Source organism: Commensalibacter sp. M0355 (assembly GCF_016101365.1).
Classification (GTDB): Bacteria; Pseudomonadota; Alphaproteobacteria; order Acetobacterales; family Acetobacteraceae; genus Commensalibacter; species Commensalibacter melissae.
In genome coordinates this window covers 185576-202104 of sequence record NZ_JACFQQ010000002.1, presented here as the reverse complement: position 1 = coordinate 202104, position 16529 = coordinate 185576, and the positions used below count along the sequence as shown (strand labels likewise).

The following is a 16529-nucleotide window of genomic DNA, read 5'->3' as shown; positions in this document are numbered from 1 at the left end:
TCTTATTATCGTGACGTGATAATATTAGATCTAAATAGTAAACCCTTTTGTATTTTTGTTTTTAGCAAGCTTTTGATCATAAAATTATTTATTTTCTTTCCACTATAAAACTTATAAGTTTTACTCTATATTATAGGGATATTATTATTTAAGGGTTATTTTGCAAAGATCATAAGACATTCTTACGTTGTAACCTGATTTAAAGTTATTTGTTTGTAGATTAGTTTATAATTAATTAAATGATGGATCTGCCTTGACCGATTTACCAGAAAATACTTCATTCTTTTCAACCGATATTACCCCTGTTACCGTTGAAGAGGAAATGCAAACCTCTTATCTGGCGTATGCTATGTCTGTAATTGTCAGTCGTGCTTTGCCGGATGTCAGAGATGGGTTGAAACCCGTTCATCGTCGAATTTTATATTCAATGTTTGAAAGTGGTTTGACCCCTGATAAACCTTATCGTAAATCTGCCCGTGCTGTTGGGGATGTGATGAGCAAATATCATCCGCATGGGGACTCATCAATTTATGATGCCATGGTAAGAATGGCACAGCGTTGGTCTATGCGGGTATGTCTGGTTGACGGTCAGGGGAATTTCGGGTCTGTTGATGGGGACTCTCCAGCAGCTATGCGTTATACAGAGGCACGTCTGGGGAAACCTGCCATATTTTTATTGGAAGACATAAATCAGGATACAGTTGATTTTCAGCCAAATTATGATGAAAGCGAGCAGGAACCCGTTATCTTGCCCGCAGCCTATCCAAATCTCTTAATAAATGGTGCCTCGGGTATTGCGGTGGGAATGGCGACGAATATACCGCCTCACAACCCTGGAGAAATTATCGATGCCACCTTGGCATTAATTGCCAATCCAGACATGGATCTTGCACAATTAATGCAAATTGTACCTGGTCCAGATTTTTCCACTGGCGGTATCATTCTTGGACGTTCAGGTATTCGTAATGCATTTGAAACGGGACGTGGATCAATACTGGTGCGGGGACGTGCCAGTATCGAGGAAATTCGCAAGGACAGGCAGGCCATTATTATCACCGAGATTCCCTTTCAGGTAAACAAAGCGACTTTACAAGAGAAAATTGCGGAGCTTGTACGTAATAAGCAGATTGAAGGTATCTCCGATATCCGTGATGAAAGTGATCGTTCTGGTATGCGGGTGGTCATTGAAATCAAACGTGATGCTACCGCGGAGGTGGTCTTAAATCAATTATACCGCTTTACCCAGCTACAGACGACTTTTGGTGTGAATATGCTTGCATTAACCAATGGAAAACCTCAGTTGCTGGGATTGAAAGATGCGTTAAATGCCTTTATCTCCTTCCGTGAGGAGGTGATTTTGCGTCGGGCGCGATTTGAATTAAGAAAATCTAGGGATCGGGCGCATCTATTGTTGGGTCTGGTTATCGCGGTTGCTAATATAGATGAAGTTATCGCTTTAATCCGCTCAGCTCCGGATACGGTAACAGCTCGTGATCAATTATTGAATCGGTCCTGGCCTGCGGAAGATATCCAAAGTCTTTTAAACCTTATCCAAGATGAAGGTAATACATTAAAAGACGGAAGGGTTTATCTCAGTGAAGTGCAGGTTCGCGGTATTCTTGAGTTGAGATTGCAACGGTTAACCGGTTTGGAACGTGAAAAAATTCAAAGTGAACTAATGGAAGTTTCAAAACGGATTGAGGAATTGCTGGAAATTATTGCGAGTCATTTGCGTCGTATGGAAATTATGCGTGATGAACTTGTTCGTGTAAGATCTGCAATTGCCTGTGAAAGAATGACCGATATTGTCGATTATGAAGGCGACCAAACTGATGAAAGCCTGATTGAACCTGGACAGATGGTTGTAACCATAACACGTGAGGGATTTATCAAGCGTACCCCACTGGACACTTTTCGTTCTCAAAATCGTGGGGGTCGTGGCAGAACTGGGGCCGGAAGACGTGGAGATGATATAATTACACGATCCTTTAACGCGCATACACATCAATGGGTAATATTTTTCTCTTCTGGAGGAAAGGCGTACCGTGCAAAAGTTTGGCATTTACCAGAAGCCAGTCCAACGTCAAAAGGTAGAGCATTGGTCAATTTATTGCCTGATTTAGGAAATGATGAGGTGACAACAGTATTGCCTTTGCCTCAGGATGAGGAATTGTGGTCAGACTTGCATCTTGTGTTCGCCACCTCATCCGGAAACGTCAGACGTAATCGCCTGAGTGATTTTGGAAATATACGTTCTTCCGGTTTGATTGCCATGAAACTAGATGAACATGAACGGCTTATAGGGGTTGCTACCTGTCAGGAAGGTCAGGATGTTCTTTTGGCTACCAATAAAGGTCGGGCTATACGTTTCCAGATTACCGACAGTTCTTTGCGCGTTTTCTCCGGACGTGGAAGTACCGGTGTTCGTGGTATCAAATTGGCTGATAATGATGAGGTTATTTCCTTAACTGTCTTAAATCATGTTAACATTTTAACTTCTGAACGATTTGATTATTTACGTTACAGTAATGCGAAACGACGTGCGGAAAATGCCGAAACCAGTGATGATGAAACGATTGTTGAAAGTGAAGATCCGTTTGAGGATGAAGTTGAAAATAATGAATCTGCTGTAGAGCTGACAACAGGACGCTTAAGCGAGCTACAACGGTCTGAGGAAATTCTTCTGACGGTAACCAATGCCGGTTTTGGTAAACGGACTTCCGCTTATGAATATCGAGTAAGTGGTCGAGGCGGATTGGGTATTGCTAATATAAATCTGACGGGCAAGAACGGAGATGCCGTTGTTGCAACATTTGCGGTATGGGAAAATACAGATGTAATGATGGTGACGGACAAGGGACGTTTGATTCGCGTGCCAGTTAACCAGATACGGATTACATCAAGAACAGGAATGGGGGTAACTTTATTCCGTATTGATGAAGGGGAAACGGTCAGTAGTGTTTTTCCTGTGATTGATAATTCTGATGACAGTGATGAAAATCAGACAGACACCGATTCAGCCTTATCAAAAGATAAGGATGAATAGGGAATGCCGAGAATAGGATTTTATCCAGGCACATTTGATCCTATAACGAATGGTCATATTGATATTATTAAAAGAGCCGTTCGTATTGTGGACAAATTAATCATAGGGGTCGCTTTAAATGCAAATAAGCAGCCCTTATGGTCTTTGGAAGAGCGTGTGACATGTATTCATGAAGCCTTGATTGAGGAATTTGGTGAAGTCTGCAAAATCTTAAATCATAGCGGATGCGATATTGATGTTATCGGATTTGACAATCTTCTAGTTGATTGTGCAAAAAAATATAATGCGCAAATTCTTATACGCGGTTTAAGACAGGCAACAGATTTTGATTTTGAATTCCAGATGTGTCTAATGAATCAATGTTTGGATCCAAACATCGAAACGATTTTTTTAGTTGCCACTGAACAAAATCGGAGTATAGCTTCAAGATTTGTAAAAGAAGTGGCTTTGTTGGGCGGGGATATATCATCCTTTGTTCCAAAGTCTACTTATAACAGGTTTCAGAAGATGTTCTTGAAATCGTGAAATAACAAATTATTTATGTAAATAAAGTGAAAAAATAATGGAAAATGATAAAAAACTATCAGCAGATACAATTCATATGAAATTGAAGGATGGAACGGTCATTATAAAATTGCGTCCAGATCTTGCACCATTGGCAGCGGAACGTTTGGTCGCGTTGACTGAAAGTGGATTTTACGATAATACCCCTTTCCATCGTGTTATAGAGGGTTTTATGGCTCAGGGAGGCGATCCAAGTGGTACAGGTACCAAAGGGAGTGACTTGCCAGATTTGCCCGCTGAATTCACAAAAAAAGAGGGTTTTCGTCGTGGTACAATAGGCATGGCACGTACAATGGATCCAAACAGTGCCAACAGTCAGTTTTTTATCATGTTTGAAGAGGCACCGCATTTGAATGGTCAATATACAATTGTTGGCGAAGTTATCGAGGGAATGGAATATGTAGATCAGATTAAAAGGGGAACCGGGGCAAATGGTATGGTTCAGGATCCGGACCGTATTGTTCGAATGATTACAGTTTCATAACTAAATTTTTTAAAGAAAATGAAAAATAGTGGTTGACTTCTTCGCGAATAACCACTATTTCAATGCTCACACCGCAAGAAAACAGCGGACTTTCTAAGAGCCGGTAGCTCAGTTGGTAGAGCATTCGACTTTTAATCGAATGGTCGAGGGTTCGAATCCCTCCCGGCTCACCATCAAAGAATGATGGATATCAAATCCCCTTATAATTCAGTATTTTAAACATATGTAAATATAATACAAATATATGTTTATGACGTTGTCAATATTTTCACAACAATTTTAAAAAATATTTTAAATTAATTTTTTTAACATAGATAAATAGATAATTTCTTTAATATGATATAATTTTTTGTATTATATTATTTTCTTTTTGAAAAAAGAAATAATAGTTAAAAAAGTATATTTTTTCTAGTTTTTGTAAGGCTTAATGCATCCAGATTTGTAAAGTTTGGATTGATCTGCCTCTTGCAGTATGATAAATTGGTAACAATTATTTGATAGTGCTTCAGTCGAGTTCTTTTTTCTTTCTTGAGGCACATATTAAAAAAATTGATAGCAAAAATATTGGATCAAATTTTTGCAAATAAATAGTTAAATCATTATCAGGAGAAATTCATTGGTATACACTGTTGGTCAATATCTTGCCACACGGCTTGCCCAACTTGGGTTAAACCATGTTTTTGCAGTAGCGGGTGATTATAACCTTATACTATTAGATGAACTTGAAAAAGTTTCAGAATTAAAACAGGTTTATTGCAGCAATGAGCTTAATTGTGGATTTGCAGCCGAAGGTTACGCTCGTTCACGTGGATTGGGGGCTGCTGTTGTAACTTTTAGTGTTGGTGCATTTAGTGCATTTAACGCTGTTGGTGGTGCTGCAGCTGAGAATTTGCCTTTAATCTTGATTTCTGGTGCACCTAATAACAATGATTATGGCAGCGGACACATTTTACACCATACAACCGGTCATTATGACTATTCATATCAGCTTGAAATGGCAAAATATATCACGGTTGCAGCTGTCTCAATAACGCATGCCGATACAGCGCCAGCCTTGATTGACCATGCAATTCGTCAGGCTTTATATCATCAGAAACCTGTATATATCGAATTATCTTGTAATATTGTTAATTTGCCTTGTGCAAGACCGGGACCAATCACCAGTCTGACCTATGAAAAAAGTAGTGATGTTGATTCATTGGAGGCTGCAGCAAAAGCTTGTCTGGAAAAAATAAACAATGCCAAAAATCCTGTTATTGTAGTTGGCAATAAAACACGCGCTGCAGCTGCAGAGAAAGAAGTGATTGCATTGGCCAAACATTTAGGATGTCCTGTGGCCACTATGGCGCATGCGAAAAGTTTCTTCCCTGAGGAAGATCCTCATTATATTGGAACTTTCTGGGGTGAAATCAGTTCACCTGGTGTCGAGGAATATGTCAAGAATTCCGATTGTCGTATTTATGTTGGCGCGGTATTCAACGACTATTCAACGGTTGGATGGACTTCCCATTTATATGATGAGGATAAGGATATTCTATTTTCTCCGCATCATTTACGTGCTGCAAAAACAGAATTCAGCGGTTTCAAACTAAAAAACATTCTAAAACACATCACACCTCTTATCAAAAAGAATTCAACTGCGTTGGAATCTTTCAAAGCTAAGCATCATGCTGAAAAAGCTGCTGTTGCTGCAGAAGGTAAAGCACCTTTAACAACAGTTGAACTGACCCGTCAAATTCAAGGAATTATTGACAATAATACAACGATTTTCCTTGAAACAGGGGATTCATGGTTCCATGGTATGCATTACAGGCTTCCTAATGGAGCTCGTGTTGAATCAGAAATGCAATGGGGACATATTGGCTGGTCTGTTCCAGCAATTTTTGGTTATGCAGTCAGTGCTCCTGAACGTCGAAACATTGTGATGGTCGGTGATGGTTCATTCCAATTGACAGCTCAAGAAGTTGCTCAAATGATTCGTCATAATTTGAACGTCATTATTATCTTGATCAATAACCAGGGTTATACGATTGAGGTCAAAATTCATGACGGTCCATACAATCGTGTTAAAAATTGGGATTACGCGAATATCATCAACACGTTTAATGCCGAAGATGGTCATGGACTTGGTTTGAAAGCTAAAAATGGAGCAGAATTGGCTGACGCAATGAAAACAGCGCTTAATCATAAACAAGGTCCGGTTTTAATCGAGGTTGCTATTGATCCTCAAGATTGTTCTCCTGATCTTGTTGTTTGGGGCAAGAAAGTTGCCAAGGCGAATTCAAGACCACCACGTGAAAAAAAATAAAATCATCAAATAATTTAGTATAAAACCTTTTCATGATTATTTCGTGAAAAGGTTTTCTTGTTTAGATATTTACCTAAAAAGTTCGCCCACAGGCTGCTTAAGATAGACCGGTAAAACTTCCTGTGGGGTTCCATCCATTTTCAAAAATCCCTGTTCCAACCATATGATCCGATTGCACCATTTTATAAGAATTTGTGGCGAATGAGTTGAAATAATTAAAATTTGTGATTTTTTTACGATATTTTCCAATCTGTGCGTGGCTTTGAGCATAAATCCTTCATCACCTGTCATGAACCATTCGTCCATTAATAGGATTTGTGGATCAATTGCAGTGATGAGACCAAAACCCAATCGCAAATTCATGCCAGAACTGTAGGTTTTTACCGGTAAGTCAATGTAGGGTCCTAATTCAGAGAATTCAATGACCTTTTCTTCGATTTCATTCATCTGCCTATGGGGAACACCATCAATATAACATCTTAATCGTATATTTTCTCTTCCCGTTAATTCAGGATTCATTCCAACTGATGGATCTAATAATGAGCTAATATGACCTTTAATACGAAGATGACCGCTTACCGGTTCATAAATTCCTGACATCGTACGTAAAAGAGTTGTTTTTCCGGCACCATTTGTACCGATCAAACCTACTCTTTCTCCACCCTTAATGCTAAAGCTTATATCGCGCAAGCTTTGAACATAAATTTTTCTATGTTTGTCTTCGCTAAGACGTCCAGAAAGGAAAATATTGGTGATTTTTCGTAAATTACGCATATTTTCATGATATAAAGGAAAAGATATATAAAGATTTTTTACGGTAATACTGGGCATGATATCTAAATCCAGTAGGGAATGCGAAAACGTGTTTTACTGAAAATGAAAATTGCGGTTACCCATAATATCAGGCTGTAAACAATCGCAGCAAACCAGATAGATGAAGACACATATTCTCCAAGAATAGGTGCGCGCACAATTTCAAACAGAGGGTAAAGTGGATCCAGAAGCATATAGTTTTTGTTGAAATGAATGAAATTAATCTTCCAGATAATGGGAGTTATAAAAAACAAAGCTTGCATTATACTGGCTATAATAGGTGGAACATCTTTGAATCTGGTGCCTAGAATACCGATCAATAAACAAATAGCCAAACTATCCAGTGTCCATAATATACCAGAGGGAATTAAAAGATATAGGGTATAGGGCACGACCTTTAGAATGCAGAAGACAATTACAATGACTAACAGGTTATGGATAAGGATTAGGAAATTACTGATGATACTTCGCCATGCATATACGCTGTAGGGTAGACGTGTGGATAAAATCAATTTCTCAGAATTGGTAAATATTGTGCAGCTATCAATTGTTAAAGTGCTTATAAAAGTCCATAAAACCACGGAAAGGGAAACATAGGGAAGATATTCATGAATATTAATGTGTAAAAGATATGCATAAAGAAAACCAATAGTCGCAATTTTGCTTCCCATTATAATGGTGATCCAAAAAGGTCCCAGAATTGATCCCCGATAGCGTAATTTAATATCTGTCCAACCCAACTTACAATTTAACCTCCATTTCATAAATCCTTCCAGAATATCCAACACGGCAAGTTTGATATTTTGTGAAAACTTTACAGGGCCAAGATCAAGGATCGGTTCTTTTGGTAAAATCTGATTATCATTTGACATTGCAAAGTCCGTATATTCATTGGCGATTAAATAATAAATAAAATTAAAATATAGTGTTTAAAATCGCTTTTCAAACAAAAAAACAGCATTGATCGGCTTCAAAATAATTGTATCAATACTTTATAATACTTTTTATTTATGAATATATTTAATGATTATTTATAATAATTGTTAATATTGTAACAATAATAATTTAAATTTAATTTGAAATAATTTCTGCATTATTTGATTTGATCAGTTCTCGAAAATATTATCATAAATTAATAGGTTATTTAGATAACGTGTCGTATAAATAAAAATAGTGAATAATTTTCAGTTATTAAAATATGTTGATCAAATGAAAAATATATCTATGCATGAAGTCAAAGATGCTGTCCTTGTTGGTGCTGGCATTGTAAGCTCTACGTTGGGCACATTATTAAAAGAATTTAATCCTGATTATAAAATTACCATTTTAGAAAGATGTTCCGAAGGTGGCGATGAAAGTTCAGCGGCATGGAATAATGCGGGAACAGGTCATGCTGGTTTGTGCGAATTGAATTACACTCCCTTTATTAAGGGGGAGGAAATAAATTTAACCCGCGCAATTGTCACGAATTCCAGATTTGAGACTTCACGCTTGTTTTGGAGCTATTTGGTCGAGCAAGGGAAATTTACAACGGTTCGGGATTTTATAAATCCAGTACCTCATTGCAGTTTTGTTTATGGGGCTGATAATGTTGCATTTTTAAAGGATCGATATGATAAAATTCGTGAATTTGCAGGATTTGCAAAAATGGAATTCACTGAAGATCATCAAAAAGTTAAGGAATGGGCGCCACTGGTTGGTAATGGTCGAAATGCAAGTGAAAAAATTGCATTGACACGTGTGAAGGGCGGTACAGATGTCAATTATGGTGCCTTGACACGTAAATTATTGGCACAACTTGAAAAATATGATGACGTTTCCATTCAATATGATGAGCAGGTTGTTGATATAAAACGGGTTAATGGTGTTTGGGAAATAAAATATAAAAATCGGATAAGTGGTTACGAAAATATTGTTTTATCAAAATTCGTTTTTATAGGTGCAGGTGGCGCAGCACTATTATTGTTACAGAAATCCGGCATACCTGAAGGACGTGGAATGGGTGGATTTCCAGTAAGCGGTCAATGGTTGCGATGTGATAATCCCACGATTGTAGAACAGCACCATGCCAAGGTTTACAGCCTATCCATGGAAGGATTGCCTACTGTTGTGGCACCGCATTTGGATACACGTGTCATTGATGGTAATAAATCAATCCTATTTGGTCCATTTGCCGGATTTACAACTAAATTTCTAAAAAAGGGTTCATATTTTGATTTCCTTTCATCGGTTCGTTTGGAAAATATTGAACCTTTATTATCTGTGGCGATACATAATATTGACTTTATTCGATATCTTATTCGCCAGAGTACACAAACAATGGACGACCGTATTAATGCTTTACTCCGTTTCTATCCCCAGGCAAAAAAATCAGATTGGAAACTTCAGGTTGCTGGACAGCGTGTTCAAATTATCAAAAGAGATCCATATGGTAAACCAATCCTGCAAATGGGTACCGAGGTTATAACATCCAGTGATAAATCCCTTGCCGCTTTACTGGGTGCCTCTCCTGGTGCCTCTGTATCAGTTTCAATTATGGTGAACCTGATTAAAAAATGTTTTCCTGAGCAAGTCCAGGGAAAATGGGCCAAGAAATTGCATGAGATATTCCCTGCTGAAGAACAGGAACTTCAAAAAGATGCAGGAACTTATAACAAATTGCATGATTTTTCTGATAAAGCGTTACAATTAACTTAGGGTTTTATCTGAATAGTTTTAAATACCCATTTTAAATGGGTATTTTTATTTCAAATCTTTGATAAGTCGATCAAAATTATTATTTCCTTTGTTTACTCTTTCTTGCATTTTTGAAATAATTTTGCATGTCGCATATTGACGCCATAAATTACAAAGAAAGAATCCCAATACTCCTATAAAAACACCTATTGCTACGTAGAGCATGTTATCTTGTGGCAAAAGACCCATGATCCAGCTGCTTAATGCACCAAGAATGAATTGAATGGTTCCCAATAATGCGGACGCACTTCCTATTTTTCTTCCATGTAGGGTAAAGGCAAATATGGTACAATTAGGAAAAATAAATCCTAGGCATCCCATGATTATTACAATTGGAGAACAAACCAATATAATGCCTAGACAATTATGAGGTAGTGGTAAAAAGCAAAGAATAATAAACAGGATTGAAACGATAAATGCTATATTTACCGCACAGTTTGTTAAAAAGCTTGGTTTAAATTTGTTGATTAAAATACCATTGAACTGATTACAACCGGCAATTACAGCGGAATTGATACCAAACCAAAGTGCTAGCTGCAATTTAGAAAAATGCATAACATTACTCAATATATCAGGTGTACCGCTCAAATAGGCAAATATCATGAAAAGTCCAAAACTGGTTATCAAAGTGTTTGAACTAAAGACAGGCTCTTGAACAATGCGAATATATCGCCATAAAATTGATCGGATAGAGGATTGAATGCGGTATCTAATGGGTAAAGTGTCAGGAAGCATTATTATTACTGAAACAGTGCCCAAAAAGCCGTAGATTGTCATTATCCAAAATAGGACACGCCAGGGAAATTTGGCAACAATAAGACCACCAAGTGTTGGCGCTGCAATAGGAACAATCGCACCAACCAATGCCAGTTGTGCCATTATTTTAATGCCTCTCTTTCCGGTGGCAATATCCCTTACCATGGCTCGAGGAACAACCATGGCGGTTGAACCTCCTAGCGATGAAAGAAGGCGGCATAAGCAAAAAAGATAAAAATTTGAAAAGATTGCACAACCTGCCGAACCTAAAGTGAAAAGTAACATGCCTAAAAATAGAGGAGCCCGACGTCCGTATCGGTCAGATATTGGACCAGATGTAAATTGACCAATGGCTAAGCCAATAAACCATACCGTTAAGGTGATCTGAGCTGCACCATTGCCATAACCTGCCAAATCTTGACTGATCTGAGGAAAGGCGGGAAGATACATATCTGTTGCAAGGGGACCAATTGCAGTCAACAGGCCAAGTATGACTATAATCCACCAGGATAAATCTATAGTGTTTAGGTTATCTTGTTTCAATTTATTCATAGTTTCGTTTTAAATTTATTATGTTAATAAATAGATTATTAATGAATTAATTCAATATAAATTAAATGTTACGTATAAAAAATATCGGTTTAATCAGGCTGATGATTTTACCATTTACACCTTACGGATTTTTGTGCATATGATGGAATAAAAGATAAAAACATCTGAATTTATATTTTTAGATCATCAAGAATCTTGTTTAGCATTCGTAAATAATAATTTCCAAAAAGAATGTAATGAATAATCAAAGGGAATATTTGATAAATTGCCAAACGTTTTTGCCATCCTTTCTCAAGAAGATTATAAGATTGATAAAAAATGTCATAAGGATTACCAAAAAGGTTTAACATGGCAATATCAACTTCATTATGGCCATAATAACAGGCTGGGTCAATTAAATAGGGTTGATTGTAATGGGCAAGGATATTACCGGTCCATAAATCTCCATGAAGGAGGCTGGCTATAGGATGATCAGGCAAAAAATCATCAAGTTTGATAATAAGATTTTCTATTTTTTTTGCAGTTGTTACGGGTAAATGGGACAGGTAACATGCCAAACGCCATTCACCCCAAAATTTTACCCAACTAGATGAGGGTGTATTGATAACATTGATTGTTCCAAAAGCATAATTGTATTCCCAGCCATAATTGGAGTTATGGATGTTATGAAGTTTGGTTAACATTTTTCCAAGATTGGACCATGTTTCCAAGGAAAAAGAATTTGTTTCCTTAATTCTTTCCAAAATTAAAATTTCTGAATTGGCAAGAATGACCTTTGGAACATCAATGCCATTACTTGCAAGAAATTTAAGCATTTTTCCTTCACTTTGAGGAGATGCACCATTTTTGATCACATAATTTTTCTTGTTTTTTGTTATGATATGGAATGTTTCGGAAACATCACCCTGGGTTAAGGGTTGTGCTTGTTCTATCTTGTCATTAAGATATTTTTCCGCAATGGAAATGAGGGCAGAGGGAGGGTAAATATTCATGATATTTGCTGTTCAAAATAATTTGCCAGATTATGACAAGCCTCGTTTATTTGAGACCATGTTCGTGAAAAAGCATCTTGATTTCTGTAATAGGGATCTAAAATTTCTTCATTCTGATGATTGGGAATATAATCAAGCAATAATTTTATTTTACTATCAGTATCATATGGTGCCAATTTTTTTAATTGAACGATATTTTTATGATCCATGCCAATTATATGCGTAAAATCATGAAAATCCTGTAGCTGAATTTGCCTTCCAAGATAATGGCGAATGTCTATTCCATGTTTCATGACCTCATGTATGGTACGCGGATCTGGGGGTTGATCAATATGCCATGCTCCCAATCCTGCAGAATCAACAAAAACTGGCAATTTCTTTTTTTTGACTTCTAGACTGAAAGCAGCTTCAGCCATGGGAGAACGACAAATATTACCCAAACAGACAAACAATACTGAATATAAAGCCATAGAAAACTCAATGTTATGATAATAAATTGTTGAGGAATATATTGATTTTGCAAATCTATTTTTATGTTAAAATACTTTTGCTATCATGACAATGCTAAGCTTCATAAGTTTTTTAACTGTTTTAATAAGCAAATTTGGTAATTTATGCAAATTAATATATAGTAACTGCTATAATTATGATGATTCACATATCAGTCTATTATAATTTATTTTATGTTAGTTATTTTTTCATATAAAATATGGATTTTGCTAATTTAATTATTTAAAATAATAAAAATTCTGAATGGTTTAAATCAAGGGGATGATAGGTGCCTGCTGGTGAAATTGTTGATCCAACCAAAAATCCAGTAAATCGTTTGTGGCGTTTTTTTCTGCGAATTGGTATTCCCGTGCTTGGGGTTATTTTGGTTTCTTTTGTCGTGGTTGGGGTAACCCTTCATTCTTATCACACGACAAAAGCTGGGATTTCAAAATTATCACATGTGATTTTGCAAACTGAACAATCCAGGATTTCCGAAGAAATATTGTCTTATCTCAATCCAGCCACCAAGGGTGGGGGATTGGCAGTTGATATGTTAAGTCATATTCCATCCGAATATAAATGGGGAATGTTTTATAGTTATGCGATGAGCAGTTTACATCGTACGAAACAGGCTGAATCTTTTTATTTGGCAGATAGTGACGGTCGTTTCAATATGGTTGAACGTGTTCCTGATCATCCTGACCAAGTAAGAGTTATAACATTGGAGCCAGATCAAAAAGGTGGACGTTTTTTAGAGGAATATCACATTTTTGATAGTAAAAAGGTTATTAAAACACGTTATATGCCAGCCAATGCCTATGATCCTCGTTTACGTGCCTGGTATCATACAGCTGTTGAAAATAATAAATTGACTTGGTCATCACCTGTTTTGATGCCAACAAAAAAAGGCTTGGCGGTGACGGCATCTATACCTTTTGTGGATAAAGATGGAAAAAAAAATGTTTTTGCAATGAATATCTCCTTGCAAGAATTGACGAAATTTTTGGCTTCCATAAAACTGAGCAATAATGCGCGGATCATAATCATTGACAATACTGGTCATATTATTGCCTCTCCCAATCTATTGACCTATTTTGTTGGAAATGAATGGAATCCCCAAGATTCAAAAATAAATCCTGCGGTAAATCCCGTGATAGCCAGAGCATATGATCAATTTCAGATCCAAGGTTCTGGTATTCATTCCTTTAAAATGGAAAAAAAACCTGATCTTGGTCAGGGACAGGATCAGAAAAAAAATTCAAAAAATATTATTGATAAACAGAAACAAGTCGCTGGCAATTATATTTGCGTAACTTCCAGATTGCCTGATTCAATACAGAAATGGGTTATCATGATTGTTATACCAGAAAAAGATTTTTCTGGTTTTGTAGCTTCAGGTGCAAAGCAGAATCTGCTTTTTTCCTTGTTGGTTGTTGCATTGGCCGCATCAATGGCGGGATTACTGATTTATCAGGGACATCGTATGGATAAACTTGGTCTGCGTTTCCAGCATATTCAAAATGTGGTTGAACAGGAAAGTGACGCTATAGAGATGGTAGCCTCAACTCCGGAAGTTTTTGATCCCAGAAATGAAGCGCTTATTCTTACCGAAAAACTTTGCAAGCTGGTTTCTGCACATCGAGTCAGTATTTGGCATTTTTCAACTGATCATAAATCCTTGATTTGCAATGATATATATGATCGGACAGAAGATAATCATGCTGGTGGATATGAATATTCTATTTCGGAATTACCCAATTTTTTTGAATTGCTTGATGCAGGTGAAACAGTTGTAGTGGACAATGCTGAACATGATCAGAGAACGGCTGCATTATATCGACTGTTTATGAGCTCTGTTTCTACTCGATCGCTGATGATTACCCCTGTTTTAGGTAAAAATGGAACAATAGGGGCAATTCTGGTTGAGGATACGCCTTATCTTTATAATATAAATCATATCACAAAAATTTTTGCTGGGCTGGTTACAATGCGTTTTGTTGCGGCCCAAGTTGAATTTGACCAGATTGGCAAACACCAAAGACTACACTATGAAAATGGTAAAGTTTTTTCTCAGAAAGAATTTTTGAAAAAAACGGTCAAAGATGATTTGGAAAATACGGAAAAAGATATTAATCATGATTATCTGATAGATCCGGGTCAGTTTTCAAAAAATAAAATTAATTTTGGTCAATTTGATAAACAAGGCGAACAAACCATATATCCTGCTGTTGCGATGATGGATATTTCATTTAGTGGGTTTTTGTCTTCTGATATTCAACATACGGTGGAATTAATCAAACCTGTCAAAAATTTAGTCATTGTATTGGAGAAAATCGCACAGAAATATGGTATTTTCTACGTAAGAATTATGGGTGGTCATCTGATTGCTGTGACGGGATGTTCAAAGGAGCCAGATATCACCGCCCCGATCAGATTGGCTCAAGCGGCAATAGATATGCGAGAGGCCTGTCTGGAGATTATCCCCCATAAATATACAAGTTCTACATTTGGGATTGGAATAGATGTTGGTCCAGCAATCGGGTCCTGGTTTGGCAAGGACGCAAAAACTTTTGCATTATGGGGGCCCGTGGTCGGAATGTCTTCATTGATGGCACAAATGGCCAAAGATGATGCAACGATTCAAGTGACACAAGAAGCCTATGCGGCTTTAAGAAACGATTTCCTGTTCAGATCAAGAGGAAATTTCTTTATTCCTGATATGGGTGTTGCTGATATATTTATTCTTGCTGGCAGACGATGAACGATTATCAAAATAATAATGACCAGTATGCCAAAAGGGAGAGTGCTCCCAGATCGGATAAACAGGTCGAAACGATTTTATCGAGCTTGAATGATAATGGTATTCATGATGTTGATCGATATATGGAATCCATTCGTATTCGTGAAGCTGAACAGGGACAAACATTATATGAACGTTTGAAAACTGTAGAACCGGGTTTCTTTTCGATTTTCAGAAAAATCGGAATTGTTATTTTTTGGTACATGCAGCCTGTTCTGAATGTAATTGGTTCAGCAACACGCAGTTATTTTCGGTTTCTTTTGTCTGTTCTGGCAGTTTCATGGGGAGTGCTGGTTGAAAGCATCTCCCCTTTAACATGGCGTAGGACAGTAAAGTATGAATTCAAAAGAATGGTAGGGTTGGCCATTGGCGGTGGATTTTTCAGCACTTTCTTTACGGCTAGTCTTGCGGGTTTGGCTGTGGTTTCTCAAGCGATTTTATGGCTTGGCGCAGCAGGATTAACCAAAATGACTGGACCCATCCTGGTTACAGTTCTGGTTCGAGAACTGGCCCCGGTGCTGGTGGGAATGATTTTATTAGGAAGAAATGGCATTCTGACCGTAACGGAATGCAGTTTACTAGCAATGGGTGGACAGCTTAAATTTTTTACGTCTATGGGAATAGATGCTTTTATAACCATTGTAGTGCCAAGAGCCTGGGCTTTTACTATTGCCAGTTTTACCCTGGGAATGGTTTTTGGTATTATCTCGTTATTCATGGGGTATCTGGTAACTTATTTTATGGGGACAATGCATGATTCCATTTGGATGTTCTACAGTAATATCCTCGCCGCAATGACGGGATGGGATTATATTCTGGTACCCTCAAAATTTATCGTTATGGGTTTTTTGATTGGTGTTGGTTCTTGTATCACTGGTATGAATGTCAAAGTTACAGATGATCCTGCAACGTTATTGCCCAAAGGTTTTACGCGCGGTATTTTGCTCATCATGGTGGTTAATATTTTATTTACAATAGGATTTTAG

The 16529-nt window shown here is 37.3% G+C and carries 12 protein-coding genes and 1 tRNA gene; 8 read left to right on the top strand and 5 right to left on the bottom strand.

What is annotated here, in order from left to right; genetic code table 11:
• Window positions 1-322 precede the first annotated feature (322 nt).
• From gyrA to H3T44_RS04665, 5 genes are all read left to right on the top strand, one after another.
• Window positions 323-3046, top strand: a complete 2724-nt coding sequence (gyrA, locus tag H3T44_RS04685) for a DNA gyrase subunit A (protein ID WP_370552730.1) — start codon at window positions 323-325, stop codon at window positions 3044-3046.
• 3 nt (window positions 3047-3049) lie between these two features.
• Window positions 3050-3571 carry a pantetheine-phosphate adenylyltransferase gene (gene coaD, locus H3T44_RS04680; RefSeq protein WP_110438841.1) on the top strand — a complete coding sequence of 174 codons (522 nt, stop codon included), beginning with the start codon at window positions 3050-3052 and terminating at the stop codon, window positions 3569-3571.
• Between the two features lie 37 nt (window positions 3572-3608).
• Entirely contained in the window at window positions 3609-4094 is a 486-nt protein-coding gene (locus H3T44_RS04675; protein WP_198196345.1) for a peptidylprolyl isomerase, read from the top strand.
• Window positions 4095-4191: 97 nt separating this feature from the next.
• Window positions 4192-4267: transfer RNA gene (locus H3T44_RS04670), tRNA-Lys, on the top strand.
• Between the two features lie 443 nt (window positions 4268-4710).
• On the top strand, window positions 4711-6402 hold the full coding sequence (locus tag H3T44_RS04665; RefSeq protein WP_198184865.1) for an alpha-keto acid decarboxylase family protein: 1692 nt from the start codon (window positions 4711-4713) through the stop codon (window positions 6400-6402).
• A gap of 69 nt (window positions 6403-6471) precedes the next feature.
• On the opposite strand, the gene H3T44_RS04660 is transcribed toward H3T44_RS04665, so the two are convergent.
• Both H3T44_RS04660 and H3T44_RS04655 read right to left on the bottom strand, forming a co-directional pair.
• A complete protein-coding gene (locus H3T44_RS04660; RefSeq protein WP_198196343.1) occupies window positions 6472-7233 on the bottom strand; it encodes an ABC transporter ATP-binding protein in 762 nt (253 codons plus the stop codon).
• 5 nt (window positions 7234-7238) lie between these two features.
• On the bottom strand, window positions 7239-8087 hold the full coding sequence (locus tag H3T44_RS04655; RefSeq protein ID WP_198196341.1) for an ABC transporter permease: 849 nt from the start codon (window positions 8085-8087) through the stop codon (window positions 7239-7241).
• 337 nt (window positions 8088-8424) lie between these two features.
• Between H3T44_RS04655 and mqo the strand changes: the two genes are divergently transcribed.
• Entirely contained in the window at window positions 8425-9912 is a 1488-nt protein-coding gene (mqo, locus tag H3T44_RS04650) for a malate dehydrogenase (quinone) (RefSeq protein ID WP_198196339.1), read from the top strand.
• Between the two features lie 45 nt (window positions 9913-9957).
• Here mqo and H3T44_RS04645 read toward each other — a convergent pair whose 3' ends face one another.
• The 3 genes from H3T44_RS04645 to H3T44_RS04635 form a co-directional block, all read right to left on the bottom strand.
• The gene (locus H3T44_RS04645) at window positions 9958-11259 is read right to left on the bottom strand and encodes a multidrug effflux MFS transporter (RefSeq protein ID WP_198196337.1); all 1302 of its coding nucleotides are present in this window, start codon (window positions 11257-11259) and stop codon (window positions 9958-9960) included.
• A gap of 170 nt (window positions 11260-11429) precedes the next feature.
• Window positions 11430-12251, bottom strand: coding sequence for a fructosamine kinase family protein (locus H3T44_RS04640; protein WP_198196335.1), 822 nt, complete (start codon window positions 12249-12251; stop codon window positions 11430-11432).
• Entirely contained in the window at window positions 12248-12721 is a 474-nt protein-coding gene (locus tag H3T44_RS04635; protein WP_198196333.1) for a low molecular weight protein-tyrosine-phosphatase, read from the bottom strand. Before H3T44_RS04635 ends, H3T44_RS04640 begins: the two co-directional genes overlap by 4 nt.
• Window positions 12722-13029: 308 nt before the next feature.
• On the opposite strand from H3T44_RS04635, the gene H3T44_RS04630 reads away from it, so the two are divergent.
• Both H3T44_RS04630 and H3T44_RS04625 read left to right on the top strand, forming a co-directional pair.
• Window positions 13030-15504, top strand: coding sequence for an adenylate/guanylate cyclase domain-containing protein (locus tag H3T44_RS04630; RefSeq protein ID WP_198196332.1), 2475 nt, complete (start codon window positions 13030-13032; stop codon window positions 15502-15504).
• Window positions 15501-16529 carry an ABC transporter permease gene (locus tag H3T44_RS04625; protein WP_122123409.1) on the top strand — a complete coding sequence of 343 codons (1029 nt, stop codon included), beginning with the start codon at window positions 15501-15503 and terminating at the stop codon, window positions 16527-16529. The genes H3T44_RS04630 and H3T44_RS04625 overlap by 4 nt, the downstream gene beginning before the upstream one ends.

Bases quoted from the DNA above. Each gene is read 5' to 3' on its own strand.
- gyrA (WP_370552730.1), top strand. From the start codon at position 323: ATGCAAACCTCTTATCTGGCGTATGCTATGTCTGTAATTGTCAGTCGT.
- coaD (WP_110438841.1), top strand. From the start codon at position 3,050: ATGCCGAGAATAGGATTTTATCCAGGCACATTTGATCCTATAACGAAT.
- H3T44_RS04675 (WP_198196345.1), top strand. From the start codon at position 3,609: ATGGAAAATGATAAAAAACTATCAGCAGATACAATTCATATGAAATTG.
- H3T44_RS04660 (WP_198196343.1), bottom strand. From the start codon at position 7,233: ATGCCCAGTATTACCGTAAAAAATCTTTATATATCTTTTCCTTTATAT.
- H3T44_RS04655 (WP_198196341.1), bottom strand. From the start codon at position 8,087: ATGTCAAATGATAATCAGATTTTACCAAAAGAACCGATCCTTGATCTT.
- mqo (WP_198196339.1), top strand. From the start codon at position 8,425: ATGAAAAATATATCTATGCATGAAGTCAAAGATGCTGTCCTTGTTGGT.
- H3T44_RS04645 (WP_198196337.1), bottom strand. From the start codon at position 11,259: ATGAATAAATTGAAACAAGATAACCTAAACACTATAGATTTATCCTGG.
- H3T44_RS04640 (WP_198196335.1), bottom strand. From the start codon at position 12,251: ATGAATATTTACCCTCCCTCTGCCCTCATTTCCATTGCGGAAAAATAT.
- H3T44_RS04635 (WP_198196333.1), bottom strand. From the start codon at position 12,721: ATGGCTTTATATTCAGTATTGTTTGTCTGTTTGGGTAATATTTGTCGT.
- H3T44_RS04625 (WP_122123409.1), top strand. From the start codon at position 15,501: ATGAACGATTATCAAAATAATAATGACCAGTATGCCAAAAGGGAGAGT.